The 26,910-nt window shown below is 31.3% G+C and carries 23 protein-coding genes and 1 tRNA gene; 3 read left to right on the forward strand and 21 right to left on the reverse strand.

The genetic code is table 11. The features are described from left to right. Positions 1–37: 37 nt before the first annotated feature. The 20 genes from ACREVU_RS00875 to purR all read right to left on the reverse strand — a co-directional run bounded on the left by ACREVU_RS00875 (position 38) and on the right by purR (position 19,926). Positions 38–126: transfer RNA gene (locus ACREVU_RS00875), tRNA-Leu, on the reverse strand. Positions 127–304: 178 nt separating this feature from the next. Beyond that, the gene (locus ACREVU_RS00880; protein ID WP_431549752.1) at positions 305–718 is read right to left on the reverse strand and encodes a S1 domain-containing RNA-binding protein; all 414 of its coding nucleotides are present in this window, start codon (positions 716–718) and stop codon (positions 305–307) included. Positions 719–797: 79 nt separating this feature from the next. Next, entirely contained in the window at positions 798–1,070 is a 273-nt protein-coding gene (locus ACREVU_RS00885) for a septum formation initiator family protein (RefSeq protein ID WP_431549753.1), read from the reverse strand. Between the two features lie 93 nt (positions 1,071–1,163). After that, positions 1,164–1,568, reverse strand: coding sequence for a spore cortex biosynthesis protein YabQ (yabQ, locus tag ACREVU_RS00890; protein WP_431549754.1), 405 nt, complete (start codon positions 1,566–1,568; stop codon positions 1,164–1,166). Positions 1,569–1,575: 7 nt separating this feature from the next. Further along, complete coding sequence (yabP, locus tag ACREVU_RS00895) at positions 1,576–1,869, reverse strand: sporulation protein YabP (RefSeq protein WP_431549755.1); 294 nt, start codon at positions 1,867–1,869, stop codon at positions 1,576–1,578. Positions 1,870–2,004: 135 nt separating this feature from the next. Beyond that, positions 2,005–2,265, reverse strand: a complete 261-nt coding sequence (locus ACREVU_RS00900) for an RNA-binding S4 domain-containing protein (protein WP_431549756.1) — start codon at positions 2,263–2,265, stop codon at positions 2,005–2,007. Between the two features lie 106 nt (positions 2,266–2,371). Beyond that, on the reverse strand, positions 2,372–2,647 hold the full coding sequence (gene hbs, locus ACREVU_RS00905; RefSeq protein ID WP_216163239.1) for a non-specific DNA-binding protein Hbs: 276 nt from the start codon (positions 2,645–2,647) through the stop codon (positions 2,372–2,374). 144 nt (positions 2,648–2,791) lie between these two features. Further along, positions 2,792–4,234: a bifunctional methyltransferase/pyrophosphohydrolase YabN gene (gene yabN, locus ACREVU_RS00910; protein ID WP_431549757.1), complete on the reverse strand. Its 1,443-nt coding sequence runs from the start codon at positions 4,232–4,234 to the stop codon at positions 2,792–2,794. A 21-nt stretch (positions 4,235–4,255) separates the two neighbouring features. Next, complete coding sequence (locus ACREVU_RS00915) at positions 4,256–5,794, reverse strand: putative polysaccharide biosynthesis protein (RefSeq protein ID WP_431549758.1); 1,539 nt, start codon at positions 5,792–5,794, stop codon at positions 4,256–4,258. Between the two features lie 164 nt (positions 5,795–5,958). Beyond that, a complete protein-coding gene (gene spoVT / locus ACREVU_RS00920; protein WP_431549759.1) occupies positions 5,959–6,510 on the reverse strand; it encodes a stage V sporulation protein T in 552 nt (183 codons plus the stop codon). A 181-nt stretch (positions 6,511–6,691) separates the two neighbouring features. Further along, entirely contained in the window at positions 6,692–7,690 is a 999-nt protein-coding gene (locus ACREVU_RS00925) for a peptidylprolyl isomerase (protein WP_431549760.1), read from the reverse strand. Positions 7,691–7,790: 100 nt separating this feature from the next. Further along, on the reverse strand, positions 7,791–11,318 hold the full coding sequence (mfd, locus tag ACREVU_RS00930; RefSeq protein ID WP_431549761.1) for a transcription-repair coupling factor: 3,528 nt from the start codon (positions 11,316–11,318) through the stop codon (positions 7,791–7,793). A 57-nt stretch (positions 11,319–11,375) separates the two neighbouring features. Further along, positions 11,376–11,939 (reverse strand): aminoacyl-tRNA hydrolase, encoded by a 564-nt coding sequence (pth, locus tag ACREVU_RS00935; protein WP_431549762.1) that lies wholly within the window; start codon positions 11,937–11,939, stop codon positions 11,376–11,378. Positions 11,940–12,138: 199 nt separating this feature from the next. Beyond that, complete coding sequence (locus ACREVU_RS00940) at positions 12,139–13,323, reverse strand: S1C family serine protease (protein ID WP_431549763.1); 1,185 nt, start codon at positions 13,321–13,323, stop codon at positions 12,139–12,141. 136 nt (positions 13,324–13,459) lie between these two features. After that, positions 13,460–14,872, reverse strand: coding sequence for a sensor histidine kinase (locus tag ACREVU_RS00945; RefSeq protein ID WP_431549764.1), 1,413 nt, complete (start codon positions 14,870–14,872; stop codon positions 13,460–13,462). Beyond that, complete coding sequence (locus ACREVU_RS00950; RefSeq protein WP_216163256.1) at positions 14,873–15,559, reverse strand: response regulator; 687 nt, start codon at positions 15,557–15,559, stop codon at positions 14,873–14,875. A gap of 395 nt (positions 15,560–15,954) precedes the next feature. Continuing rightward, complete coding sequence (locus ACREVU_RS00955) at positions 15,955–16,926, reverse strand: ribose-phosphate pyrophosphokinase (RefSeq protein ID WP_431549765.1); 972 nt, start codon at positions 16,924–16,926, stop codon at positions 15,955–15,957. A gap of 213 nt (positions 16,927–17,139) precedes the next feature. Next, a complete protein-coding gene (gene glmU, locus ACREVU_RS00960) occupies positions 17,140–18,510 on the reverse strand; it encodes a bifunctional UDP-N-acetylglucosamine diphosphorylase/glucosamine-1-phosphate N-acetyltransferase GlmU (protein ID WP_431549766.1) in 1,371 nt (456 codons plus the stop codon). A 167-nt stretch (positions 18,511–18,677) separates the two neighbouring features. Then, positions 18,678–18,998, reverse strand: a complete 321-nt coding sequence (gene spoVG / locus ACREVU_RS00965; protein WP_431549767.1) for a septation regulator SpoVG — start codon at positions 18,996–18,998, stop codon at positions 18,678–18,680. Positions 18,999–19,104: 106 nt separating this feature from the next. Beyond that, on the reverse strand, positions 19,105–19,926 hold the full coding sequence (purR, locus tag ACREVU_RS00970; RefSeq protein ID WP_431549768.1) for a pur operon repressor: 822 nt from the start codon (positions 19,924–19,926) through the stop codon (positions 19,105–19,107). Between the two features lie 414 nt (positions 19,927–20,340). Between purR and murC the strand changes: the two genes are divergently transcribed. From murC to ACREVU_RS00985, 3 genes are all read left to right on the forward strand, one after another. Further along, the gene (gene murC, locus ACREVU_RS00975) at positions 20,341–21,720 is read left to right on the forward strand and encodes a UDP-N-acetylmuramate--L-alanine ligase (RefSeq protein ID WP_431549769.1); all 1,380 of its coding nucleotides are present in this window, start codon (positions 20,341–20,343) and stop codon (positions 21,718–21,720) included. Positions 21,721–22,496: 776 nt separating this feature from the next. Continuing rightward, positions 22,497–24,233 carry an ABC transporter ATP-binding protein gene (locus ACREVU_RS00980; RefSeq protein WP_431549770.1) on the forward strand — a complete coding sequence of 579 codons (1,737 nt, stop codon included), beginning with the start codon at positions 22,497–22,499 and terminating at the stop codon, positions 24,231–24,233. Next, positions 24,233–26,020 (forward strand): ABC transporter ATP-binding protein, encoded by a 1,788-nt coding sequence (locus ACREVU_RS00985; protein WP_431549771.1) that lies wholly within the window; start codon positions 24,233–24,235, stop codon positions 26,018–26,020. Before ACREVU_RS00980 ends, ACREVU_RS00985 begins: the two co-directional genes overlap by 1 nt. Positions 26,021–26,104: 84 nt before the next feature. On the opposite strand, the gene ACREVU_RS00990 is transcribed toward ACREVU_RS00985, so the two are convergent. Further along, complete coding sequence (locus tag ACREVU_RS00990) at positions 26,105–26,854, reverse strand: DUF5694 domain-containing protein (RefSeq protein WP_431549772.1); 750 nt, start codon at positions 26,852–26,854, stop codon at positions 26,105–26,107. Between the last annotated feature and the right edge of the window lie 56 nt (positions 26,855–26,910).

The raw sequence follows: 26,910 nt of genomic DNA on the forward strand, positions 1-26,910 counted from the left end.
GCCCGACGAGCTACCAACTGCTCCATCCCGCGATACTTGGTGCTGAAGACCGGAATCGAACCGGTACGGTGTTTAACCACCGCAGGATTTTAAGTCCTGTGCGTCTGCCAGTTCCGCCACTCCAGCTTATTGACAATATTTTTTTTTGCGTCTTGCTAGTTACTTACTAACTTACTAAACATTTGCTAGCATTCAATACGTTACTTGTCAGCAACATTTTTTATTATATATGAAGTACAAACTATTGTCAATAACTTTTTATTTTTTAAAATAGGAACTAAATAATTAGTTCCTACAGATTTCTCTAATAACTTGACGTTTTTTTACTATATCCTCTGCCTTTTCCCTCTTGATGTTTTTTAACGTCTTGAAATCTTTCTTCACTGTCTTTTAGAAATTTAGTCATTATATCTTCAAACCCACTTGCATTTGATTTGCTTTTTTCCTTTTCCCAATCTATCTCCATTGGTTTAATAGATTTTTTAGGTACTCCGGCTTGTTTTATAGACAAACTAATTTTACCATTATCATCTACAGAAATTACTTTAACTTTAACTATATCATTTTCTTTAAGATGATCATTAACATTTTTAACGAACGTATCTGAAACCTCAGATATATGCACTAGTCCTGTCTTGCCCTCCACTTCTACAAACGCACCAAAATTGGTGATGTTTACTACTTTACCTTCTACAATGCTTCCAGCCATTAAGGTCATATTAAAAAGACTCCTCCTCAAAAATAATGTTTTATTTTATATATTAATATAATAATAAGCATAACAATAATTATAGCATTTAGTTTTTATTATCCATTACAGGAGTTTCACCTTCTTTAACAAGACCTAGAATTTCTCTTGCCAATTTTTCTATATATTTGTCAGTTTTAGATAACTCTACTTCATCCTGCAATACTTTTTTTTCTTCTTTTTTCTTTTGCAATTCAACATTATACTTTTGTAACTCATTCTTTTGTCTTACCATTGTTGTCTGTTGGTAAATTAAAACATAACATACATACACCACAGCAAAAACTAATACCACACTCTTAATACTAAAATTTTTTTTCATATTACATACCCTTTTCCTTTCAATGGAATGAGTATTCTATAAACTTTATAAATCTATTCTAAATTGTATTTCACATTTCTTCAAGCTATTTCTTTATAATTTACTATTTTTTTTTATTCCAAGCTTATAAAACAATAAATTTACTGGATATAAAATGTGATTCCATACAATTCTAAATACTTTCCCATTGAGTTTTAGAACTTTATATTGCAGTTTTATGAAAGCCCTACTTAAGAGTTTTAAATATAGATATGCCCCTATTATCAAACATACATACACATAAAAGTTTATGTAACCCTCATTAGTATACATCAAAAATATAAAAACGACTATAGAAGTTAATGTCCAAAATAGTAAATCTTGTATTATGGTTAAAAATTTGTTAGGATTTTCGAATCCTCTTATTAATCTGTATATGTCAAAAAATATACCAGTTATTATTCCAGATAATAAACTGAAAATTATAAGTCTAACTTGGTTTATCAATGAAATTATCATAACTCTTCTACCTGAACAATCGTGATACTATACTATCTTTTTTCACTTTGCTTTTGTCACTAGTATACACAAATGCATCTACTTTACCAGTTATGACTACATCCCCATTTTGAACATCTAATTTATTCATCTTTAATTCTTTTCCTTTTATTATCATTGTTCCTACATCTGTATTCAATAATATTTGATTTTCATTGAAATTTATAACTTCGATAACTCCATTAATAGTGAGTTTTTTTCTGTTTTCAAGCACTAAATTGCTTTTTCTATCCTCTATTTTGGTTTCTTTCTTTACTTCCATAATATCCTCCTTATCAATTTTAATAATAAAAATTGTAAATTAAGAAGCTAATCCTATTCACAATTAGTCATATACCATTATATTCCTATAAAATATATATGCTTATTAAACTTAATTAAGAATTATAAACAACATTTATTCTTTGTCTTCTCTTCCTGAAACTATTTCATACATTTCTTTTGCACTATCTTTTGTTACATGCTCGGCAATATTTATAATTTTAGCTTTTAAAATTTGATTTGCAAATTTAATTTCTATAGTATCACCTTCAGCCACCACTGTCCCTGCTTTTGCTACTTTATCATTTATAGAAACTCTGCCACTTTCACAAGCTTCCTTTGCTATAGTTCTTCTCTTAATAATTCTTGAAACCTTTAAATATTTATCTAATCTCATATATGCTTCTCCTTTATAATATTATTTACTATTTTAAGCATTTATAAAACAAATTTTAAAATAAAAAACCCAGATAAATATCTAGGTTTTTCACATCACAGTAAAACTATTTATTTACTATATCTTTAAATTCTTTACCAGCTTTAAATACTGGAACTGTTGATGCTGAAATTTGAATTTCTTCTTTTGTTCTTGGGTTTCTACCCATTCTAGCTGCTCTTGCTCTTGTTTCAAAAGTTCCGAATCCAACTAGTTGAACTTTTTCACCTTTTTCTAATGTTTCTTCAATACTTTCTATAATACCTTTTAGAGCTGCTTCTGCATCTTTTTTTGTTAACTTAGATTTGTCTGCGATACTTGTTATTAATTCTGATTTATTCACTTTTGTTACCTCCTTATTATTGAGTACACTACCTTGTAGTGAGTACACTACTTAGCAGCATATTTTTCACTATTAGATAGCATATTCTTCACCAATTTTAGAATTCCTTCTTTTTAAACTAGTTTTATTTCTTAAATAAATTTATCACCTTTTAGATTCGTTCCATAAAACATCCATTTCTGCAAGTGACATATTGTTTAAATCTATGTTTCTACTACTTGCATTTTCTTCTATGTACTGAAAGCGCTTGATAAATTTATCTATAGTATAATTTACTGCAAATTCGGGGTCTGTGTCAAGTAGTCTAGCAACATTTACAGTAGAAAATACCAAATCTCCCACTTCTTCTAGTATTTTTGCCCTATTTTTACCTTTATATACATCTTTTACTTCTTGCAATTCTTCTAACACCTTTTCCATAGCAGGTTCAACTGAGTCAAAGTCAAAGCCTATTTTCGATGCTTTTTCTTGAACCTTATGTGCTCTCATTAAACCCGGCAAATTTTTCGGAACATGCTTTAAAGTGTCAGTATAATTTTTAAATCCTTGTTCTTCCATCTTAAGAATTTCCCAGTTTTCTAAAACTTGCTCTGGACTTTTATTTTCTACAATTTTAAAAATATGAGGATGCCTATTTATCATCTTATTTGTAATGCCCTTAATAACATCATTTATATTGAAATATCCTTCTTCTTTTCCTATTTGAGCATGAAATACCACCTGTAGTAATACATCGCCTAATTCCTCAATAATTTTATCCTCGTCCTTTTCATCGATGGCTTCCAAAACTTCATAACATTCTTCAATAAGACATTTCTTCAAAGATTCATGGGTTTGCTCCTTATCCCATAAACATCCATTTTCGCCCCTTAAGGTATTTATAACTGCCAACAAATCCTGAAAATCCACTGCTGCTTCTAATTCTTTTGGTACATATATTGAGGTTAGATAATCGATATCTTCTTGTCTATCTAGCTCATATAATTTAATTTTTCTAGTATTTTCCATACCTTTTATACCCGCTGCTCTAACAAAATAAATTTCCATATCATCTTTGTAATACTCAAGTAGCGCAAGTTTTACATCCGTTGCTATAGATTTATTGTAAACTTGTGTTATTAAAAGTCCTACTCTTTTATCTAAAACTTGATTTTTTATATCAAAGGCATCTATAATTTTTAGTCCTTCAATAGGGTCGAGTTTAAGACTTTGTATAACCGCATCTATAAAACTAACTGCGGGAAAGATTTCTATTGGGATACTATTTCCTGCACATTGTTTTAATAGAAGTTTAACAGAAGTTTCTGCCACAAGAGGGTTTCCTGGCACTGCATAAACAATATCTCCATATTTTTCATGTTTTTTGATAAGATCCTCTGCAATGGCCTTATAAATATCATCAAAATTATTATATTCTTCATATCTGTGGTCATAAGTTTCAAACTTAATTGATAGGGTTTTTAGATATTCCACAGTAGGGTGTTTTTCAGTTCTTAAATAAATGTTTTTACCCTCTTTAAGAATCTCCACTGTTCCTATAGTTAGTGATTCTATTGCACCAGGACCAAGTCCCACTACTTTAATCATTAGCTTTCACTCCTTTGTTTTTTATTTTTGCCTAGAAAGCTTATTTTTAATTTCCTGATATTCAAATATTCTTAGCAAAAAAATTAATATTACGTAAATGATAATCCCTATTAATATTGATACCACACAAGATAATCCTCTACTCATTGTATAATTATAGACATTTGCGTTACTAAATACAACTGCAATTATCATTATACCCGCAGCAATAGCTGGTTTTACAAAAGCATCCATCATCTTAATTTTTATATTTAATACACTCTTTAGCTCCCTAATATTTAATAAACAGCTTGTAACATATCCTAAAATAGTTCCTATAACTGCACCATAGATATTTACAGATGATAATGTAACTAATACGTATGTTACAATAATCTTTATAATGCACCCCAGTGCTAAATTGTATACAGGTCTCATGTAATTGCCTATACTTTGGAGTATTGCTGTGCTGGTTTGTGTTAAAATTAAAAACGGTATGGATATTGATATATATTTCAGGATTTCATACCCTGCTGCATCTTTCATAAAAACCAAATGCATTATAGGATAAGCCATAAAAAACATACCAAGTGCTGATGGAAGTGAGATAACGTTTGACAATTTCATAGCCATGTCTACTCTTTTAATGAGTTCTCCCCTTTTCCCTAAATAAAAGGCCTCTGCAATTATAGGCACCAGAGACGCGCATAGTGCCACTGAAAGAGCTAAAGGTACATTCATCAGGGTAAATGCCTTTCCAGTCAATTGGCCATACATTACCGCTGATTGTGTTTGTGTAAATCCAGCTTTTAGAAGTTGCTGTGGTACTAAAACAGAATCTATTAATGACATAATAGTACCAACTGCAGCACCTAAAGATATTGGAAGTGCAGCCTTACCTAAATCAGATAAAATATTTTTTTTATTTGATGTTTTTCTTACTGGAAGTTCTTTTTTCATTCTAAAATAAGTTAACATTAGATATATACTTCCCATAACTGCACCAACTAAAGTCCCAAGAGCTGCCCCTCCAGCAGCATATTCAATTCCCTTTGGGAACAATAAATATGCAAATAAAACTCCAGCCACAACTCTTCCAACTTGTTCAACTATTTGCGAAATAGCGGTAGGTCTAACATTCTGTAGCCCTTGAAAAAATCCCCTAAAGGTACACATAACCGAAACAAAAATTGGTGCTATTGCAATTGCTGTAAAAGAGTAATAGGATTTAGGATCCCATTTTAAAATAGATATAATAGGCTTTGCAAACATTATCATTAGCATAGTAACCACTGACCCTAATGTAAGCATAAAGAAAAGTGTTTGCCTTAATACCTGTCCTACTCCCTCCCTATCATTTCTAGCGTTCATCTCCGCAATAAGTTTAGACATAGCTATGGGAACACCTGAAGCTAACGCTACAAACGTCATATAAAGCGGATATGACATCTGATAGTATCCCATGCCCTCATCTTTTATAAGCGCCTGTATTGGAATTCTAAAAAATAACCCTAAAAATCTTGCAAATATTCCTGCAAGTCCAAGTATAATTGTGCCTTTTATCAATGAATGTTTCTTCATAATAACCTCCTTGTATTCCTGTGGGGTAGGTAATAATTACATTCTCTGATTATAATTATTTAATTCAAGGACTTATTATTACTTATATCAAAAAAATAAAAGTATATATTACCGCAAATATGTTTCATTTTGCCTAGTAATATATACTTTTTCGGTATTTACTTTTATTGTTCCATCTGTTTTCCTAAAAAAGATGCTGCAGTTTCTGCTAATTTCAATTCTAAATTTCCAAATTTAGCTTCCGCCTCTGTTGATATTATTAGCACCGCCCCAATTGCATCCCCTTCTGTTATTATAGGAGCTATTACCTGAGCCTTATATTTATTTTCCATCTCATCATCATACAAGGCTATAACTTTTTCCGAGCCTTCCCCGAGTACAACAGCTTTTCTATCTTCCATTACTTTTTCTAACTCCATACTAACTTTTTTATCAACGTACTCTTTTTTAGCGCCTCCGCTTACAGATATTATGTTATCTTTATCGCATATAATTATTATGTTACCTATAGTTTGCTGTAATGATTCAGCATACTCTCTAGAAAATTCACTTAATTCCCCTATAGGAGAGTATTTTTTTAAAATAACTCCACCTTCTCTATCAGTAAATATTTCAAGCGGATCTCCTTCTCGTATTCTCAGAGTTCTTCTTATTTCTTTAGGGATAACAACTCTGCCTAAATCATCTATACGTCTTACTATGCCCGTTGCTTTCATTTAAATAATTCCCTCCTTAAATAAAATCTTATATAATATACTTGCACTATTATTATCTTTCTAAAGTTGGAATTTTATGCACATTTATATATGTTTTATTTTAATATTATAAATAAGGCAAAAAAAAATAGAGAATACCTAAGTATTAAGGTATTCTCTATAACTTTATAGATATAAAATCCTATAGATTTTTTTCATTTTTTGTTATCTTAGCTTCTGTTTGCCATTTTGTCATGGCTGCTTTCCATGCTGCTTCTTTTCCCTGTGCAATAAGAGCTTTTTCTACTTCTGCCTTAACCGCTTCAAATTTCTTTACAGGATACTCTTCTTTTGCAATGGTTTTTATTATATGCCATCCTAATTGAGTTTGAACAGGAGCTGAAATCTTACCTACTCCTAGAGCGGATGCCGCTGCCATAAAAGTTTTATCCATTTGAGTATCATTATACTCTACAAATCCTAAATCTCCACCATTCTCAGCAGCAGATTGATCTGTACTCTTTTCTTTTGCTACCTTTGCAAAATCCTCACCAGAATCTAAGCGTTTTTTAACAGCTACTGCTTCTGCTTCTGTTTTAAGCAAAATATGAGCTGCATGAACTCTGTTTGGCTTTTCTGTATAAAGTGTTAAATTACTATTATAGTATGCTTTTTCTTTTGTCTCATCAGTTTTAACATTTTTTGTAACTTCATTGTATAATGCATCTTGAATAATACTTGGCTTTATTCTTGATTTTAATTGTTCTTCTGTAAGGTTAGCCTGTTTTAGCGCTTCCGCATACTTAGCATCCGTCCCTAAACTTTTCTTGATTTCTGCTAATTGTTTAGCAATTTCCTCATTTAATTTAGCTTCAGTAGGCATTACTTTTAACTCTTTGGCTTTATAAATTACTATTTCTTCAGTAATAAGGCCTTCTAACACCTTCTGTTTTTGAGTTGTTACTTGTGTCATAGCCTCAGCATTGTCTTTATAATTTGCTCCATACTGCGTTTCAATTTGTTTAATAACAGCTGCTAATTGTTCATCCACCTGTCCTCTAGTTATTTTAGCACCAAAAACCGTCGCTACTGTACCTTTAGCAATACCTGCAGGAGTTTTTTCAATCATATTACAACCAACTAAAGACGTAGCAAATATAGCTATCAAAGCTGCAGTAATTATTTTTTTTACATTTTTCATTATATTTCCCCCATTCTGTATGTAATATTGGCATTTAAGGTTTTGTTACAATACATTACATATCAATTTTAACACACATTTATTTTATCACAAATTTACTTTATTTCAACTTTATTTCAACGATACTTTTTATAAACTTAATAATCTCTATAAGATTTGAAAGGATTTCTTCTTTCTTTAAGTTTTTGTACTTATATGCAAATACTGGTTTATCTCCTAATTTAAATACAATATTTCTATTATATTTACTAACTAGGGCCTTAACTAACTCTCCATTTATTCTTTCACTCCTATCAAATTGTAATACTACCTCCTCATTCACCTCCTTAATTTCTATTATTCCCACCTGCTTTGATATACATCGTAGATATGCAATGTCCATAAGATTACCAACTGATAATGGTATATCCGAAAATCTATCCTCTATTTCCTCTTGTATATCTAACATGTCCTCATGGCACTCAATAGCTGCAATTTTTTTATAAATTTCAATTTTCTGTGACTCATCCTCAATATAAGTACTAGGAATATATGCATCTATAACAATCTCAACAGAGGTTTCAATTTGTTCCTCTTCCACATCACCTCTTATTTTTTTAACTGTGTCTTCTAACATCCTACAGTATAAATCATAGCCTACCGCAGCCATATGGCCATGTTGAGCTGCGCCCATCATATTACCAGCGCCCCTAATTTCAAGATCTCTCATTGCAATTTTGAAGCCTGACCCTAGCTCCGTAAAATCCTTAATTGCTTTAAGTCTTTTTTCCGCCACTTCAGTCAATACCTTATCTTTTCTATAAGTAAAATATGCATAGGCAATTCTATTTGAACGCCCAACTCTACCTCTTAATTGATAGAGTTGTGAAAGTCCCATCTTATCCGCTTCATAAATTATCATGGTATTTGTATTTTGGATATCTATACCTGTCTCTATGATGGTAGTGCACATTAATATATCATACTTATTCTCCATAAAATCTATCATAACAGATTCTAATTCTCTTTCTGTCATTTGACCATGTGCAATGCACACTCTAGCTTCTGGCACTAGCTTACCTACAAATGCTGCCATCTCCTTAATAGTTTCTACCCTATTATACACAAAGAAAACTTGACCATTCCTATTTAGTTCTCTGAGTATTGCATCTCTTATCAGTTGATCATTAAACTCCACCACATAAGTTTGTATTGGATACCTTTCCTCTGGTGGTGTTTCTATTATACTTATGTCCCTAACTCCAGTAAGTGACATATGTAGTGTTCTAGGAATTGGAGTTGCTGTTAGTGTAATTACATCTATGTTCTTTCTTATACTCTTTATTTTCTCCTTGTGAGTAACTCCGAATCTTTGCTCCTCGTCTATTATTAATACCCCTAAATCTTTAAATTTTACATCTTGCTGAATTATTCTGTGAGTTCCTATTAGTATATCCACGTTTCCTTCTTTGGTAGCCTTAAGAACAACTTTCTGTTGTGCTGGTGTTCTAAATCTACTTACCATTTCAATTTTTATGGGAAAATCTGAGAATCTTTTAGTAAGATTTTTATAATGCTGCTCAGCAAGTATAGTAGTTGGCACTAAGAATGCTACTTGTTTTCCATCCATAACTGCTTTAAAAGCCGCTCTAATGGCTACCTCTGTTTTACCATATCCAACGTCCCCGCATATGAGTCTATCCATAGGTTTATCAGATTCCATATCTTTCTTAATTTCCTCAATTGCTATTAACTGATCTGGAGTCTCCTCAAATGGAAATTCTTCTTCGAATTGCTTTTGCCATACAGTATCCTTGCTATACCTATACCCTTTAAGTGTAGCTCTTGATGCATAAAGCTTTACCAAATCCTCTGCAATATCTGCAATAGAGTTTTTCACCTTATTTTTTGCTTTAACCCACTCTACTCCACCAAGTTTGCTAATCTTTGGAGCTTTACCCTCACTTCCAATATATTTTTGTACCAAATCTAATTGTTCCACTGGAACATAAAGAGTATCTCCAGAATTATACCCAAGGTCTAAATAATCTCTTTTATGACCATGCACCTCTAATTGCTTAATTCCTCTGTATACACCTATACCATGATTTACGTGAACAACATAGTCCCCCAATTTAAGTTCCGTAAAACTTTTAATTTTACTTACGCCCTTTTTCTTTGCACGACTAGTAGTTTTTCTTTTTGATTGTCCAAAAACCTCACTATCTGAGATAACACATAATCTTAGTTCCGGGTATTCAAATCCTTTTAATTGATTACCAAAAGTTACAACTACCTGTCCAAACTGGATTTCTGAAATACTATCACTATAAACACTCTCAATTCCCCTATCCCTAAGTATATCTATAAGTCTCTCCCCTCTAGTTCTTGTACCCGAAAGGATTACCGTCTTATACCCTTTAATCTTTTTATCCTTTATATCTTCAATAAGCATATCTAATTGACCATGATAATCATGAATGGTAATTTGTGAGAAAGATATTATGGACCTGGGCTTAAGTATTTTTGTGCTTTTAGCAATGCCGTTTATTGTCATAACTTCTAGAGCCTCTAAATCTTCATATATACGTTCCTGATTAATTAATAGTCCTGCTTGTTTGGGCAGTATACTTCCTCGTTTTAAAAAGTTTTGATAGTTTTCCTGAAACTCAAAATATACACTATCTAGCTTACCAAAGCACCTTTGTGTATCATCAACTACTATAAATGCGTCCTTCATGTAATCTAAAAAAGTAGAAGTAGTATCATAAAAATAAGGCATGTAACTATCAATGTCTTCAAATCTCCAGGTTTCTTTAAGTGCTTCTAAGTTAGAATTAACTAAAGACGTTATTCTTTCTATAATTTCTTTGTCCTTTTTCTTATGGAAGCTACCTAGTATAGTATCAAAATCACTCTTTATTTCATTGTATCCTTTTTCCATTCTTTCTTGTGTTAGTATTATTTCCTTTGCTGGAAATATATCTATTTTTTTAACCTTATCAATACTTCTCTGAGTTTCACTATTGAAGGTTCTTATAGAATCTATTTCATCATCAAAAAGTTCTATTCTAAAAGGCAACGCAGATATAGGAGGGTATAAATCTATAATCCCCCCTCTAATAGAAAATTGTCCTTTATTATCTACTCTATCTACTCTTTCATAACCACACTGAATTAATTTCTCAGTGAAATTCTTTAAATTCAATGTGGTTCCTACCGATAATTTAAAAATATACTTTTGTAATAACTCTATAGGAATATAAGTAGCTGCCAAAGCTTCAATACATGTAATTATTATTTTCTTACCCTTTTGAGTAATCTTTTTCATTACCTTAAGTCTTTCCCACCTTAGATCCCCAGATATTGCATCTGCATTATAAAAACCCACTTCTCTGGTTGGAAAATAATATACATCATTTACATAAAAAGATAAGTCATCATATATGTTTTTAGCCTCTACATCACTATGCGTTAAAATTAATATGGATTTGTCTAATTGCTCGTACACACCATTAACCAAATAATTTTTAGCTGATTCTGAAAGTCCATACACACCTATAGGATATGTTTTTTCTTCTATATTTTTTAATATATTTTTAAATTGATTGCTATCTTTCAACGGCTTCATAAGCCCATCAAGTCTCATTTTAACACCTCTCACTCACTGCATAAATATATAATAATATTTTAATGATAATTTTATTTAAGCAATAAACCCATTAAATTCATTCATAGCTTCAGTGCACCCCTTTGCTATTAGTGTTTCAACAGCTTTTATGCCAGCTTCAAAGGTTTTTTCTACAAGTATTCGATCTTCACTACAGAATCGTCCTAAAACATAAGGTATTAACGACCTTTCTGGTTGTCCTACGCCTATTTTTATTCTTGGAAATACATCTGAGGACATGTTACTAATAATGCTTTTTATGCCATTATGACCCCCAGCACTACCCTTGCTTCGTATTCTTAATTTGCCTACATCCAAACTAATATCATCATATATTATGATGATATTTTCACTGGGAATCTTATAAAAAGAAGCAGCTTCTCGTACGCACTCACCGCTTAAATTCATATATGTATTAGGTTTTATTAGAATTACTTTTTCCCCTGCTATATTAGTCTCACCACATACACCTTTGAATTTTATCCTATTAACCAAAATATTATACTTGCCTGCCATTAAATCAATTACATCAAATCCTACATTATGTCTCGTATGTCTATATTCATCTCCTGGATTTCCCAGTCCAATTACCAAGTACATTATTGCCTCCAAATATAATTATGTTTAAGCCACCTATCTATCACATAATTATTTTTTATTTTATTTGTAATACTATACGAAAAAATATTTAATCCATAAATTTATATAAAAATTAGTTTCGTGTTAAAATTATGTTAATTGTATTATTAACATAATTCTTTTTTTTAGCACTTTAATATATTTTTTGGGGATTCAAATTTTAATGAGGCTTTAATTCAGAGAGAATGATACTAATATCTTTAATCTTCCCATCTCTCCAAATCTTACAAGATAAACTCCCTCCAACCTTGTAATTTTCCAATACCTTACTTAAATCCTCCATGTTTTTAATACTCTTTCCGCCTATTTCAGTTATAATGTCAGTAGGCATAATCCCAGCTACAGCAGCACCACTGCCATGTAGAACATCTTGTACATATACTCCCTCTACACCATCATCGCCCACTGAAATTGCAGTTCCTCCGTTAATACCTATAGCCGGTCTAATAACTTTACCATAAGTCACCAGATCATCAATAATCTCTTTAGCTTCATTTGTGCTAATAGCAAATCCCGTTCCTTCACTTCCAATGACCGAATTAACATTAAAACTATTTATGCCAATAACTTCTCCAGAGCTATTGCACAATGCTCCCCCACTGTTGCCTGGATTTATCGCTGCATCAGTTTGTATTACTTTATATATAGTTTGTTCCCCTGTTTTTTTATCAACTATATTAATCCTTCTATCTACTGCACTTATAATTCCAGCAGTAACACTTCCTGAAACCTGCTCTCCTATTGGATTACCAATGGCAATGGCTAAATCACCAACCTTAAGCTTTGAAGAATCACCAAATTTTGCAACAGGCAAGTTGTTAGCTTCAACTTTTATAACTGCCAGATCAGATATAGCATCACTTCCTACTACTGTCGCTTTCAAGACGTTATCATTACTAAGTTTTACCTTTATTTCTGTTGCACCTTCAACCACATGGTAATTAGTAACAATAAACCCATCACTTTTATATATAATTCCCGAACCACTTTCTTCTGGAGTCTCCCATACTCCTCCTTCTTTATTACTTATGCCAACTACTACTGGTGATACCTTTTGGGAAACCGACAAAATAGAATTGTCTGATATTCCCAGAAGATTGTTACCAAGAACACTTGGGCTAACATCTCCCTCTTTTTCTTTATTAATTACATACTGAGCTGTAATTCCGCCAGAAAGAGATGCTATTAGTATAAAACTAATTACTTTTAAAAATGATTTAACATAACTTTTTTTATTGCTTTTTCTAAATTTAATTTCACCAAAGATATCATTACCAGACTCTGCATTTTTCCACATAGCATCCTCTATTTCTTCACGCAATTCATATTTATTCTTATTACCCATAACATCACCCCCTAATGGTTATAATTAAATCATCTCCTGCGGAGCTGCATATTAACGACTTCAGAAGGAGATTTAGACTACCACTTATATAAGTAGGCGACTTCCCTTCTGAAATATCGTTAAATCATGAAGTAGCTTATTTCACTTTCATTAAAGTAAAGGTAAAGCAAACACCATTTTCTTTATTTTCAACCCATATATCTTCCTGTAATTGGGTTATTATATTTCTCACTATAGATAATCCAAGCCCAGTACTATCTTTCGCCGTTCTTGCTTTATCTGCTTTATAAAATCTATCCCAAATATGCAACAAATCTTCTTCTGCTATTTTAGGCCCATCATTGAACACAGAAACAAAGGCCTTTTTCCCTTTAGTTTTTGAACTTATTTTTATTTTACCGCCGGCATTTACATATTTTATTGAATTATCTAATAAATTTGTAATCACTTGAACTAATCTATCCTTGTCTCCCGCTACAAATAAATTATCCTCCTCAAAGCATACATCTACAGAGGCCCTTTTTCCCTTAATTTTTGTTTCATAATTTATAACTGTAAGTCTAATTATTTCGTTAATATCCACTTCCATGATTCTTAAACTAAACTCCCCTGCTTCAATTGCAGACATATCAAGTAAGTCATTTACAAGTCTAGTTAATCTTTGAATTTCTTCATAGGCAATAGACAAATAGTATTTTTCCTTTTCCTCCGGAATTACACCATCTAGTATTCCGCTAATAAATCCTTTAATTGAGGTTATGGGAGATCTAATCTCATGAGATACATTTGATATAAATTCACGTCTGTTTTTTTCATTTTTCTCTATGGAATCGGCCATAAAATTAAAGGATTGAGCAAGTTCTCCTATTTCATCATCTGATTTCAAATAAACTCTCTTATCTACATCTCCATTAGATATTTTTCTAGCTACAGAATTAATCTCCGCTAAGGGCTTTATGATTATTTTTTGTGAAAAATAATATATAATTATACAAGAAAGTATTATTGCAAAAATTGATGATATCCAAATTATTTCGTAAACCCGTTTCAAGGATTGACTTAATTCTTCAATGGAATTATATAATATTATAGAACCCCTATATGTACCTGCCTCCATTATGGGTGTACCGTAAACTCTTACAGCCTTATCAAATATTCCAGCATAAGGTCCTGTAACCTCAAAAGTATGACCGAGTCTAAGCTCCCCTAGTTCCTTAGCAAATACCTGTTTTCCCATAAACTCTTTATGTTCTTGATTAGATACAGCATAAACAAATCCTGAGCTATTTGTAAGCCAAATATCCGACTTTATATAATCACCAATTATGGTTATTATATCATTCACCTGCTGCGATGTAACCTCCCCTGCCATATACTTCTTAGCATAATCTTGTATCATATTCGAGTTACTCAAAAATTGGTCTTTCCGCTCATCAAAAAAATAATTTTGAAACCAATAAGATAGAAAAGAAGCAATAATTATAAGGCTCATAGATATTATAATAGTATAGGTGGCCAGCATCTTGGAAAACAGACCCTTTTTAACCATTTATTTCACCTCAAATTTATATCCTACTCCCCACACCGTCTCAATCTGCCAATTAGGTCCTCCTTGAAGCTTTTCTCTTACCCTTTTAACATGTACATCCACGGTTCTAGAGTCTCCAGGATAATCGTATCCCCAAACCTCACATAGTAACTGTTGCCTAGTAAAAACCCTATTCTTATTAAGAGCTAAATAATGTACTAATTCAAATTCTTTAGGTGGCATTTTTACTTCTTCACCTTTATACGTAACATTATAAGAATTAATATCAATTTCTAAATCCTCAAAATTCAAAACTTCCTTACCACCATTATCCAAGTTGTAACGTCTAAGCACAGCCTTAACTCTTGCAATTATTTCTTTTGGTTCAAAAGGCTTCACTACATAGTCATCCGCTCCCAGTTCTAGCCCTAATACCTTATCAAAGGTTTCTCCTTTAGCCGTAAGCATAATAACCGGTGTTTCATGCTCTTTTCTTATCCATTTCAGAACATCTATGCCATCAATATAAGGTAACATTATATCCAGTAGTACCAAATCTGGTTTATAACTTAAAAATGCTTCCTGAGCGGCCCTACCATCATGTACTACTTTTGTTGCGTATCCCGAGTTTTCAAGATACATCTTAATTACCTCAGCAATATTCTTATCATCATCAACTATTAATATTTTTCCTATAGTTCCTTCCATATCCTTACCTCCAAATTATTTTTCTATTATTTCAATCTATTATTCACGTATATTTTTGCCTCTGTTATTTTTCTATTTTTTCATTAATGAAAGTACCAACCAATATGATTAGTTTATTTTTATTGTGATTTCTAATAATAATTCATTTTAAAAATAATTTATCTTATCATTAATTTATCATACTTTAATGTTAACTAATCAGTTTTTATAAAAATGTTACAAATTATTCACTATTATACACCGTTAATTTACAATTTTTACACATCCGATGCTTATATTGATTACAAATTTTATATCACCATTGCCTAAACAACATTAAGATTTAATTAAAGGAAAAAAAATAGTGATGCTTAATTATAAAAATAATTCAGCATCACTATCTTAAAATATGTATTTTATAAATTGGAGTCTTCCTCGAATAGTTTGCTTACAGAAACATCCTCGTATATTCTCCTTATAGCCTCAGCCAAAATTGGTGCTACGGATAATGTAATGAACTTATCACAATGTTTATCCTCTGACAAATCAATGGTATTTAATATTATTAATTGTTTTATTACTGAATCATTTATTCTTTGAATAGCAGGCCCAGATAGAACCCCATGGCTACAACAAGCATAAACATCCTTTGCTCCTAGTTTAACTAGTGCATTAGCTCCGTTAGTTATGGTTCCAGCAGTATCTATCATGTCATCCATCATGATACAGGTTTTTCCCTTAATATCACCTATAACATTCATAATCTCTGAAACATTAGCCTTTGGTCTTCTCTTATCAATTATAGCTATTGATGCATGTAGTTTATCTGCAAATTTTCTTGATCTAGCAACACTTCCAAGATCTGGTGCTACTACAACTACATCATCTCTATCCTTAAATCCATTTTGAATGTAATATTTTGCAAGTATTGGTGTTCCCATTAAATTATCTACAGGAATATTAAAATACCCTTGTATTTGAGCTGCATGTAAATCCATAGTAAGCACTCTATCAGCTCCTGCAGTGGTTATAATATCTGCCACAAGTTTCGCTGTAATTGGATCTCTAGCTTTTGCTTTTCTGTCTTGCCTTGCATACCCATAATATGGTATTACAGCCGTTATCCTTCCTGCTGAAGCTCTCTTAAAGGCATCAATCATAATAAGTAATTCCATTAAATTGTCATTTACTGGTTCATTAGTTGATTGTATAACAAACACATCAGCACCTCTAACAGTTTCATGAATATTAACAGATATTTCACCATCACTAAAAGTTGTGACATTTGAATCTCCAACTTTTAATCCTAGTATTTCAGCTATATCTGCGGCTAATTTAGGATTTGAATTTCCTGTAAAAATTTTAATATTTTTGCCGTGGTTTATCATCTGTAATCCTGATTTTCAAAATAATATAAATTATATTTAAGCATGCTTTATATTATTTTCATTCCATACATTAAATAGAAGGGTAGTATCATAATATTTAACCACTAATTTACATTTTGCATGCTTTAGCAGCCTATAAATATCCATTTTACTACGAAAATCAGTTTTCCACCTCCCTTTATATTTTACTTATTAAATGCTGTACTTTCTGCCTTATTTATTATGTCCACTTTTTACTACCCAATTCTCAATGTTTCTCTGTCTTGCTCTAGCTATGGCCAAAGCATTTTCAGGAACTTCATTTGTAATTGTAGATCCAGCTGCAATGTATGTATTATCATTAACTTTTACAGGTGATACTAAGTTAGTATTACATCCTATAAACGCATTATTGCCTATTATTGTTTTGAATTTTGCTTTCCCATTATAATTTACAACTACAGTTCCACAACCAAAATTACATCCACTTCCAACCTCTGCATCACCTATATATGTAAGATGGGATACCTTTGTATTATCTCCTATAGTTGATTTTTTAATTTCAACAAAATCTCCTATTCTAGCATGTTTTCCTATATTACTTTCTGGTCTAATATACGCATATGGTCCTACAGTAGTGTATTCACCTACTTTACTTTCAATTATTACAGAACTTTGAACTGAAACTCCATTTTCAATAGTACTATCAGCAATTCTATTATTCTGATAAAGAACACAGTTTTCTTTAATAATTGTCTTTCCTTGTAATATATTTCCTGGATAGATAATAGTATCTTTTCCTATTTCCACTTCTGTATCAATATAAGTGCTTTTAGGGTCCATTATTGTAACTCCATTTTCCATATGTTTTATATTAATCCTTGTTCTCATTATGGATTCTGCCCCTGAAAGCTCAACCTTAGAATTAACAGCAGTGATTTCCTCAACTGGTACATCAAAAGCCCCAACCTTAAACTCTCCGCTTTTTAAAATGCCAATAACATCTGTTAAATAGTATTCCTCTTGTGCATTATTATTATTTAATCTATTTAAACTATTAAGTAATTCTTTTATATCAAAGCAATACATTCCTGAATTTATTTCTTTAACTAATAATTCTTCCTCTGTACAATCTTTAAACTCAACTATTTTTTCAACCTCATTATTTTCATTTCTAATTATTCTTCCATATTTTGCAGGATCATCCATCTTTGAAGTTAATATAGTAGCTTTAAACTCACCTTTTTCATGATAATCTAACATTTCTCTAACAGTATTTTCAGTAATTAGTGGACCATCTCCAACAAATATTGCCACGATGCCATCCTTACCTTCTAAAAATTCTTTGGTACACATTACTGCATGTCCTGTCCCTAACTGATCTTTCTGAAGGGAGTAATTAACTTTTCTACACTCTGTTGCTTCTTTAACCGCCTTCGCTCCTCTTCCAATTACCACATCAACCATTTCAATATCTGCACTTCTCATAGTGTCAATAACATGGTTTATCATTTCTTTACCACAAACCTTATGCAGAACCTTAGGAGTATTCGAGTTCATTCTTTTCCCTTCACCAGCAGCTAATATTATAGCGCATTTATACAAATAAAACACCTCTTTATACAATAATTCGACATATATAAACATTATATCTTATATTAAATTCAATTAAAACACTTATTATATTATATTTTATATAACATTTAATTGCAACCGACTTATCAGTTTTTTATATTTTTTTTCAAAAAAATAAAAAGGGGTTTTCACCCTTTTTATACTTCTAAATTTTCTTCCACTTTTTCTATTTCTTTTGCTACTGCCTTTACTACAGGTTCTTCACTTTTTACTTTTTCATACTCCGCCAAAATAGCTGTCTGAATCTTCTCTCTTGTTCCAGTATTTATTGGGTGAGCTATATCCTTGAATTCTCCATCTGGAGTTTTCCTACTTGGCATAGCAATAAAAAGTCCGCTTTGCCCTTCTATAACCTTAATATCATGAACAACAAATTCATTATCAAAAGTTATTGATACAATCGCTTTCATCTTACCCTCTGTAGCTATTTTTCTAATTCTAACGTCTGTAATTTCCATACACTCCACCTCCAAGTTGCTTTATATTGCGTTATAATTATACTATTTCTATATAACTTAGGTTTTTCCTTCTTAAATTGTAAAAAAATATTAAATCTTTTGAATATTATGCTTTTTCGAAGAATTTTGATGGAGTTAGCTCAGATTTACCTTCTATATTTATTCCCTTAAACTGAATAATGGATATGTACTCCTCAATTAATTTATGCCCACTTTCAACATTATCCATAAAAACTCCAATTCCTAAAAGTTCACTTTCAAACTCCTTAAGCAAATTAATTATGCCTCTTGCCGTTCCCCCAGCCTTCATAAAGTCATCTATAAAAATACATTTACTTCCTTTTTTTATAGAATTTCTTGTAAGGGACATAGTTTGAATTCTATTGCTAGAACCGGACACATAGTTGATACTAACAGTACTTCCTTCAGTAACCTTAGGATCACGCCTTACAATAACTAATTGGACCCCCAGCATCTTTGCTACTTCGAAGGCTAGTGGTATTCCTTTAGTCTCTACAGTTACAACATAATCAATGTGCAACTCATTAAAAGCAGCTGCAAGAATTACTCCTGCTTTATGCACTATTTCTGGATTATACATAATATCAGTCATATAAATAAAATTTCCTGGTATTACCCTGTCCTTGTGACTTAAAACTTCACATAATTCCTCAGCAAATATTCTACTTTCAGGCTTTGAGACTCCACAAATATACCTTACTCCACCAGCTGCACCTGCAACTGTTTCTATCTTTCCCATAGATAGCCCACTTATAGTTTCGCGAACAATAACAATATCTTCACTAATTGTGGATTTCGCTGCATTAAATAGTTCTGTAAAACTTTTTAGATTTATTATCTTATTAGGATTTTCCGTTAATATCTTAGTAATACCTGTAACTCTTTGATTTCTACTATATTTATTCACTATATATCACCCATATCTTTATTTTGCGAATTTTATCGATTAAATTTTAATTATCATTCGTAATTTTATTGTAAATCTTTTTTATCACTATTACAATGCTTATTAAACTAATTTCAAAACATTGTGTTTATTACATATAAACTGTTTATTCATTTTCAATGAATTATTGATTATTATCAGTTTTTGCGATTTCGAGTATCCTAGTTATGTCCATTTTAAAAATATTGTTCGTTTTATGTGTTGTTTTTATATGATTTTGTATATAATTAAGAGAAGGTCATAAGCCTTCGAAAAAGACTTTCATATTGATTTAATATTTATTTTAGTGTGCCTTATATTGATTAATTTGTTATAATCAATACTAATAGAATTTCATATACTAAATAAGTGTAATAATTTTAAGGAGTTGATATAATGTCTTTTGATTTTATAAAAGATAAAAATAAGAAGATTCATTTTATAGGAATCGGCGGTATAAGTATGAGTGGGCTTGCTGAAATACTTATAAACAATAATTATAAGGTTTCTGGTTCTGATATGCAGTCATCACATATAACAGATAAACTTAGTAAAAGTGGTGCTGAAATTTATATAGGCCATAATGGAGATAACATAGGAGATGCAGATTTAGTTGTTTACACTGCTGCTATTTCTCCTGAAAACCCTGAATATATTAAAGCTGTGGAGTTAAATTTACCTTTAATGGATAGAGCTGAATTTTTAGGTCAAATTATGAAGGGACATAAATATAATGTAGCTGTAGCGGGTACCCATGGTAAAACTACTACAACTTCCATGATTGCTCACATAATTTTAATTGAAGATGTAGACCCTACCATACTTATAGGTGGAGAACTGGATGCTATTAATGGTAATGTCCTAGCTGGAAATAGTGATTATTTTATTACTGAAGCTTGTGAATATAAAGCCTCATTTTTAAAGTTCTTTCCCTATATAGCAACAATAACAAATATAGATGCAGATCACCTAGATTACTATAGGGACATAAATCACATTAAAGCTACCTTTAAAAAATTTATTGATCTTATCCCTAAGGAAGGCTATTTAATTGCATGTATAGAGGATGAAAATGTTAAAACTATCCTCCACAACTATAATTATGACTGTAATATAATTACTTATGGTCTTAATGAAGGAAACCTTCAAGCTAAAAATATCAGCTATAACGAGTCAGGTTGTGCCACATTTGATGTATACAAAGATGGGCTTTTACTATTTCAAATAAATCTTAATGTGCCCGGCCTGCATAATGTTTTAAATGCTCTTGCAAGTATAGGCGCTTCCCTGTGCCTTAATTTTTCTGAAGCTTCAATCATTTCTGGGCTTTCTAATTTTAGGGGTACACATAGAAGGTTTGAACTAAAAGGAACTAAAGATGGTGTTACTGTTATTGACGATTATGCTCATCATCCTACAGAAATTAAAGCAGCTTTAAACGCTGCAAAAAATTATCCTCACAATAAAATTTATTGTGTTTTTCAACCACATACTTATTCAAGAACCATAAGTTTATTTGAAGATTTCTCAAATTCTTTTTATGACATAGATAGTTTAGTACTTGCAGATATTTATGCTGCAAGGGAAAAAGATACTGGAGTAATAAGTTCTGATATGCTGGGTGATAGAATAAGGTCAAAGAATGTAAATTGCGTAAATATTCATAGTTTCCCTGAAATTGTTCAATATCTAAAAGATAATTTAAAAGAGGGAGATTTGCTTCTTACAATGGGTGCAGGAGATGTATTTAAAATAGGAGAAATGTACTTAAAATAATTAATTTAAATTTTTTCCAATTTTAGTATTGACATCCATTGTAAAATAAAGTATTCTTAAAAAGGAATCAATTGAAAAAACTATTAATAATTTTAAATTTGAAAAGGAGGTAGTCATCATGATGAATAAAAAAATGTATGCTAATGCCAACGTTACATCTAATTTTGTTACATTTAGCAATATTTTTATGTCTAAAATTTTATATGATAGCTCTACCTTAATGGAAATTATCTTTTCATAATTGTTTATCTTTATTAAAGTATTTTATGAAATTATAAACATTGGTCATGGGCTATGTGCCCATGACCTTTTTATATGAATTAATTTATTATGCTAACATATTGACGTAGCATAAGATTAATGATTTTTAAGCCATGGATATTTCCATGGCTTTTTTATGTTAACTAATCACATAAGTGATTAATTATAAATATTAAAAACAAATAAAGGGAGGAATTACAATGTACAAATCTAAAAATTTAACAAAATCAAAATCTAATTTAGGAGGAATCACTATGGGGTTTGCATTCTTTAAAAACAGAGATCTACTCAGTCGTTATCGGCGAAAGCCACTATATTTATGCAATAATTGCTTGAACAATGCCTTGTATTATTATGTAATATTATATAAACGCATATAATCTTTTATATTGCGATACTGATTATTATAATTTAGTATTAAAACTTATAAAATTATTTTAAGAAATAGATTAAATTCTATTTCTTAACATATAAAAACTAAAACTATAACCACCATTCAAGGAGGCGACATTTTTATGAAACGAATTTTGAAATATGTTACAAAATACAAACTCCTTATTATTATAGCTACTATTGCAATGTTAATTAGCATAGCACTAGATATGTTTAATCCTTATTTAGTAAAAATTATGATTGATAAGGTTCTACGAAATAGTGAATATAATCTTCTAAACTTTGTGTTGATATCACTTGCTGGAATTACTCTTACTCGGTCAATACTTGGCTATATTAGAGAATACAGCTTAGATTATTTATCCTCTAGAGTGAGCATAGATTTAAAAACAGATCTATTTGATCATATTCAAAGTTTGCCTTTTAAATATTTTGATAGCATGAACACTGGTGAGCTTATGTCAAGAATGGGTTCTGACGTAGATAACGTATGGCGGTCTATCGCTTTTGGAATAGGCCTTGCTATAGAACAGATAATCTATTTTTTAGCTGCCTCTGTGCTAATCTTTCGCATGAACTGGAAGCTTGCACTGGTAACTCTTATAACCATGCCTCTTATTGGCTATATAGCAATGAAGCTTGAAAATGAGGTTGGGAAGGCTTATGGCGCCATAAGTGACCATAATGCGGTTTTGAACACAACAGCCCAAGAAAACATTGCTGGTGTACGGCTTGTAAAAGCCTTTGCTAGAGAAAGGCATGAAAGCTTAAAATTTTTAAACCATAACAGAACAAATTATGATCTTAATATGAAACAAACTAAAATATGGAGCAAACATTTCCCTATGATAGAATTCTTATGTAACATGTCTGTTCTAGCTGTAGTATGTGTTGGTGGGGTGATGGTAATTGGTGAAAGCCTATCTATTGGTGAATTAGTAGCTTTTAGCCAATATGTATGGATGCTAATTTGGCCTATGAGAATGATAGGTTGGCTTACAAATATTATAACTCAAGCAAATACTTCTGCTAAAAAAATCTTTGACATAATGGACGTGGAACCGGAAATTAAAGATAAAGATGATGCATTGCATATGCCTTTAATCAAAGGTGCCATAAAGTTTGAAAATGTTTCTTTTAAATATAATGAAAATTATATATTGGAAAATATTAATTTAGATATACCCGCTGGAAGCACTGTGGCAATAATGGGAACAACTGGTTCTGGCAAAAGCTCTCTTGTAAATCTTATAGGTAGATATTATGATATTTCCAAAGGCTCAATTACTGTAGATGGAAATGATGTACGTGATATACGCCTCCATGATTTGAGGTCTATTATGGCTGTAGTTGCTCAAGATACCTTCTTATTTTCAGAGAGCATTTACGAGAATATCCGTTTTGGAAAACTTGAAGCCTCCTCTTTGGAAATAAAAAAAGCTTGCTCAGACGCTTGTGTGGATGAATTTTTAGATAGCCTGCCTGATGGATATGACACAATTATTGGAGAAAGAGGACTAGGACTTTCCGGTGGCCAAAAACAAAGACTTTCTATTGCAAGAGCTCTAGTTAAAGATTCTAGTATTTTAATACTAGACGATGCCACTTCAGCCCTAGATATGGACACTGAATACAATCTCCTTAAAAATCTTCATAATAGAAATAATAAACAAACTACTTTTATAATTGCACATAGAATTTCTGCAGTCAAAAATGCGGATATAATATTATTCCTCGAGAATGGTCGTGTGGTAGAAATCGGAAATCACCAGACTCTCCTTGAAAAAAGAGGACAATACTATGATGTGTACAATCAACAATTTACAGACTTTATGGACCTAGAAGGGGTGGTAGTATAATGGCTAGAAATTCAACGCAGCAAGATGAACAGTTTGAGGAAACTTCAAAGAGAAAATTAATAATAAGGATATTTAGTTATCTAAAGCCTTTTAAATTTAAAGTGGTTTTAGTTATTCTACTTATGATACTCGTAATGGTATGCTCTCTACTAAACCCATATATTTTAAAGCTCGCCATAGACAAATATATAGTAACTTCTAATATACCAGGACTTATACAAATTGCTGGATTTATGTTAGTTTTCAATATAATATCACTGATTGCCTCTAGAGCACGCATTAATATTATGGCATCAGTTACTAACTCTGCCCTGCTGAATATAAGACAAGAATTGTATACTCATATTCAGAAATTATCCTTTACTTTTTTTGATAATAGACCCGTTGGCAAAATACTTGCAAGAGTTATTGGAGACGTAAACTCTCTGCAAGATCTCTTTGATAATAGCGTCACTAGCTTTATCCCCGAAATTTTAACTCTTGTGTTTGTAACAATTATTATGTTCTCTATGAATATTAAATTAGCCCTAATTTCTATCTCATTTTTACCAGTGCTAGTTATCTGTCTTTTTTCTATAGAAATATTTTCCAGAAAGCGTTGGCAAATATATAGAGCTAAACGGTCTAATCTTAACGCCTTTACCCATGAAGATTTCTCTGGTATAAGGATAGTTCAATCTTTTGCCACTGAAGACAAAACCTCTAAAACCTTTGTAACCTATGTTAGCGATATGATGAATTCCTTTTTGAAAGCTGTTAGGTTAAATGATTTATTTTGGCCCATGGTGGAATTATCTTGGGGGGTTGGAAGTCTACTCGTATACTGGTATAGTGTGCCTCTTATAAAATCAAAAGCCTTAACTATTGGCGAACTAGTTGCCTTCACTGCATATATTTCAATGTTTTGGAGACCTATTATGAACATCAGTAATTTTTACAATACATTAATAACAAACTTTTCTTCTGCGGAAAGAATCTTTGAAATACTTGATATAAAGCCAGATATTATATCTATTGATAAGGCTTTAAAAATGCCTAAAATAAAAGGCGATGTGGAATTCAAAAATGTAGTTTTTAGCTATGATAATGATGTTTCCGTATTAAATAATGTGAGCTTTAAAATAAAAGCAGGCGAAACTGTTGCTTTAGTAGGACCTACTGGGGCTGGTAAAACTACCATAATAAACTTAATCAGTAGATTTTACGATGCTGATAGCGGAGAGGTTTTAGTAGATGGTAAAAATGTGTCTCATGTTGATATTGAATCCCTTAGAAGTCAAATGGGTATAATGCTTCAAGATACTTTTCTTTTTTCTACTACTATTATGGAAAATATTCGTTATGGAAAATTAGATGCCTCAGATCAGGAAGTAATAGCCTGCGCTGTTGCAGTTAACGCGGATTCTTTTATCATGAAGTTAGATAATGGTTATGCCACTGAGGTAAATGAAAGAGGCTCTAGACTTTCGGTTGGACAAAGGCAACTTATATCATTTGCTCGTGCACTCTTGGCCAATCCAAGAATATTAATATTAGATGAAGCTACTTCAAATATTGATACCACCACAGAAAGGCTTGTACAAAAGGGCATTAAAAAGCTCCTATTTAATAGAACTTCCTTTGTAATAGCACACAGACTGTCAACTATAAGAGATTGTGATAAGATAATGGTTATAGATGATGGAAGAATAGTAGAAGTTGGAACTCATGATGAACTTATCGATTTAAAAGGACTATATTATGATCTTTATATGTCTCAATATAAATTCTTGAATGAAGGTGCTTAATAAACCTTACAATTGAAATATAGCTAATATTAAAAATCGTAAAAACAGCAAGCTTACCTTTTAGGAGACTTGCTGTTTTTTACTTTACAAATATTTCAAAATATCTATCAATTCAAATTTATTATACTCTCGTACAAGGTTTTGAAGCACTTTGCAATGACCTGCCCCATAAACAACTAATATTCTATCTCCCGGTTCAGCTATACTTTGTAGGTTCCCTAAAATATATAAATTTCTTCTATACCACTGGGTAAGCATGTCTACTCCGTAATAAGTATCTACTGACTTTACCTGAGCTAAATGTAAATATAAATTACTATGCTCATTAGAAATTCGCTTTGGATCATTAAGATACCTTAGAATTTCTCTAACTGTGTTATTTTTTATGAACTCTTTTTCTATTATCCCATATTCCTTTATTATCATCATAAACTTCTCATAAAGCTGTGGTAAATTCTTTTCAACATATTCAAATAACTCCTCTGGTAAGTCTACTGGATAATCTATAGGATAAATTTTACTATGATTAAACATTTTTCCTAGTCTAAACCCTAATTGAACGATCTCACTCCTATAACTTACTGTTTCATTATACAAATAGGAATTATTTTGGAAATACCTTGAATAAACCTCATTTAACTCCTTTTCTTTCCCCTTATTTAATTCCACTGCAATTTTATTTGGCTTAAATTGAGATAGTATTTGCACAACTTCTTTAATTTCATCTTGCTTTTTATCAGTAGTAATATCTCCCATTTCAAGGTTAATCAGATTCTGTCCAAAATTTTCAAAATTATAGGTCCCTAATATTAGTATTTTTGCCTTCCCCCCCATGAGTATCCTCCTACTATGCATTAATATATTAAATTCTATTTCATGTGGATTATATA

Source organism: Clostridium sp. (assembly GCF_050717535.1).
Classification (GTDB): Bacteria; Bacillota; Clostridia; order Clostridiales; family Clostridiaceae; genus Clostridium_AD.

Bases quoted from the DNA above. Each gene is read 5' to 3' on its own strand.
- ACREVU_RS00915 (WP_431549758.1), bottom strand. From the start codon at position 5,794: ATGAAGAAACATTCATTGATAAAAGGCACAATTATACTTGGACTTGCA.
- ACREVU_RS00880 (WP_431549752.1), bottom strand. From the start codon at position 718: ATGACCTTAATGGCTGGAAGCATTGTAGAAGGTAAAGTAGTAAACATC.
- ACREVU_RS00885 (WP_431549753.1), bottom strand. From the start codon at position 1,070: ATGAAAAAAAATTTTAGTATTAAGAGTGTGGTATTAGTTTTTGCTGTG.
- ACREVU_RS00990 (WP_431549772.1), bottom strand. From the start codon at position 26,854: ATGGGGGGGAAGGCAAAAATACTAATATTAGGGACCTATAATTTTGAA.
- murC (WP_431549769.1), top strand. From the start codon at position 20,341: ATGTCTTTTGATTTTATAAAAGATAAAAATAAGAAGATTCATTTTATA.
- ACREVU_RS00945 (WP_431549764.1), bottom strand. From the start codon at position 14,872: ATGGTTAAAAAGGGTCTGTTTTCCAAGATGCTGGCCACCTATACTATT.
- ACREVU_RS00925 (WP_431549760.1), bottom strand. From the start codon at position 7,690: ATGAAAAATGTAAAAAAAATAATTACTGCAGCTTTGATAGCTATATTT.
- spoVG (WP_431549767.1), bottom strand. From the start codon at position 18,998: ATGGAAATTACAGACGTTAGAATTAGAAAAATAGCTACAGAGGGTAAG.
- yabN (WP_431549757.1), bottom strand. From the start codon at position 4,234: ATGATTAAAGTAGTGGGACTTGGTCCTGGTGCAATAGAATCACTAACT.
- mfd (WP_431549761.1), bottom strand. From the start codon at position 11,318: ATGAGACTTGATGGGCTTATGAAGCCGTTGAAAGATAGCAATCAATTT.
- ACREVU_RS00985 (WP_431549771.1), top strand. From the start codon at position 24,233: ATGGCTAGAAATTCAACGCAGCAAGATGAACAGTTTGAGGAAACTTCA.
- ACREVU_RS00950 (WP_216163256.1), bottom strand. From the start codon at position 15,559: ATGGAAGGAACTATAGGAAAAATATTAATAGTTGATGATGATAAGAAT.
- ACREVU_RS00980 (WP_431549770.1), top strand. From the start codon at position 22,497: ATGAAACGAATTTTGAAATATGTTACAAAATACAAACTCCTTATTATT.
- yabQ (WP_431549754.1), bottom strand. From the start codon at position 1,568: ATGATAATTTCATTGATAAACCAAGTTAGACTTATAATTTTCAGTTTA.
- spoVT (WP_431549759.1), bottom strand. From the start codon at position 6,510: ATGAAAGCAACGGGCATAGTAAGACGTATAGATGATTTAGGCAGAGTT.
- ACREVU_RS00940 (WP_431549763.1), bottom strand. From the start codon at position 13,323: ATGGGTAATAAGAATAAATATGAATTGCGTGAAGAAATAGAGGATGCT.
- ACREVU_RS00955 (WP_431549765.1), bottom strand. From the start codon at position 16,926: ATGATAAACCACGGCAAAAATATTAAAATTTTTACAGGAAATTCAAAT.
- yabP (WP_431549755.1), bottom strand. From the start codon at position 1,869: ATGGAAGTAAAGAAAGAAACCAAAATAGAGGATAGAAAAAGCAATTTA.
- pth (WP_431549762.1), bottom strand. From the start codon at position 11,939: ATGTACTTGGTAATTGGACTGGGAAATCCAGGAGATGAATATAGACAT.
- ACREVU_RS00900 (WP_431549756.1), bottom strand. From the start codon at position 2,265: ATGAGATTAGATAAATATTTAAAGGTTTCAAGAATTATTAAGAGAAGA.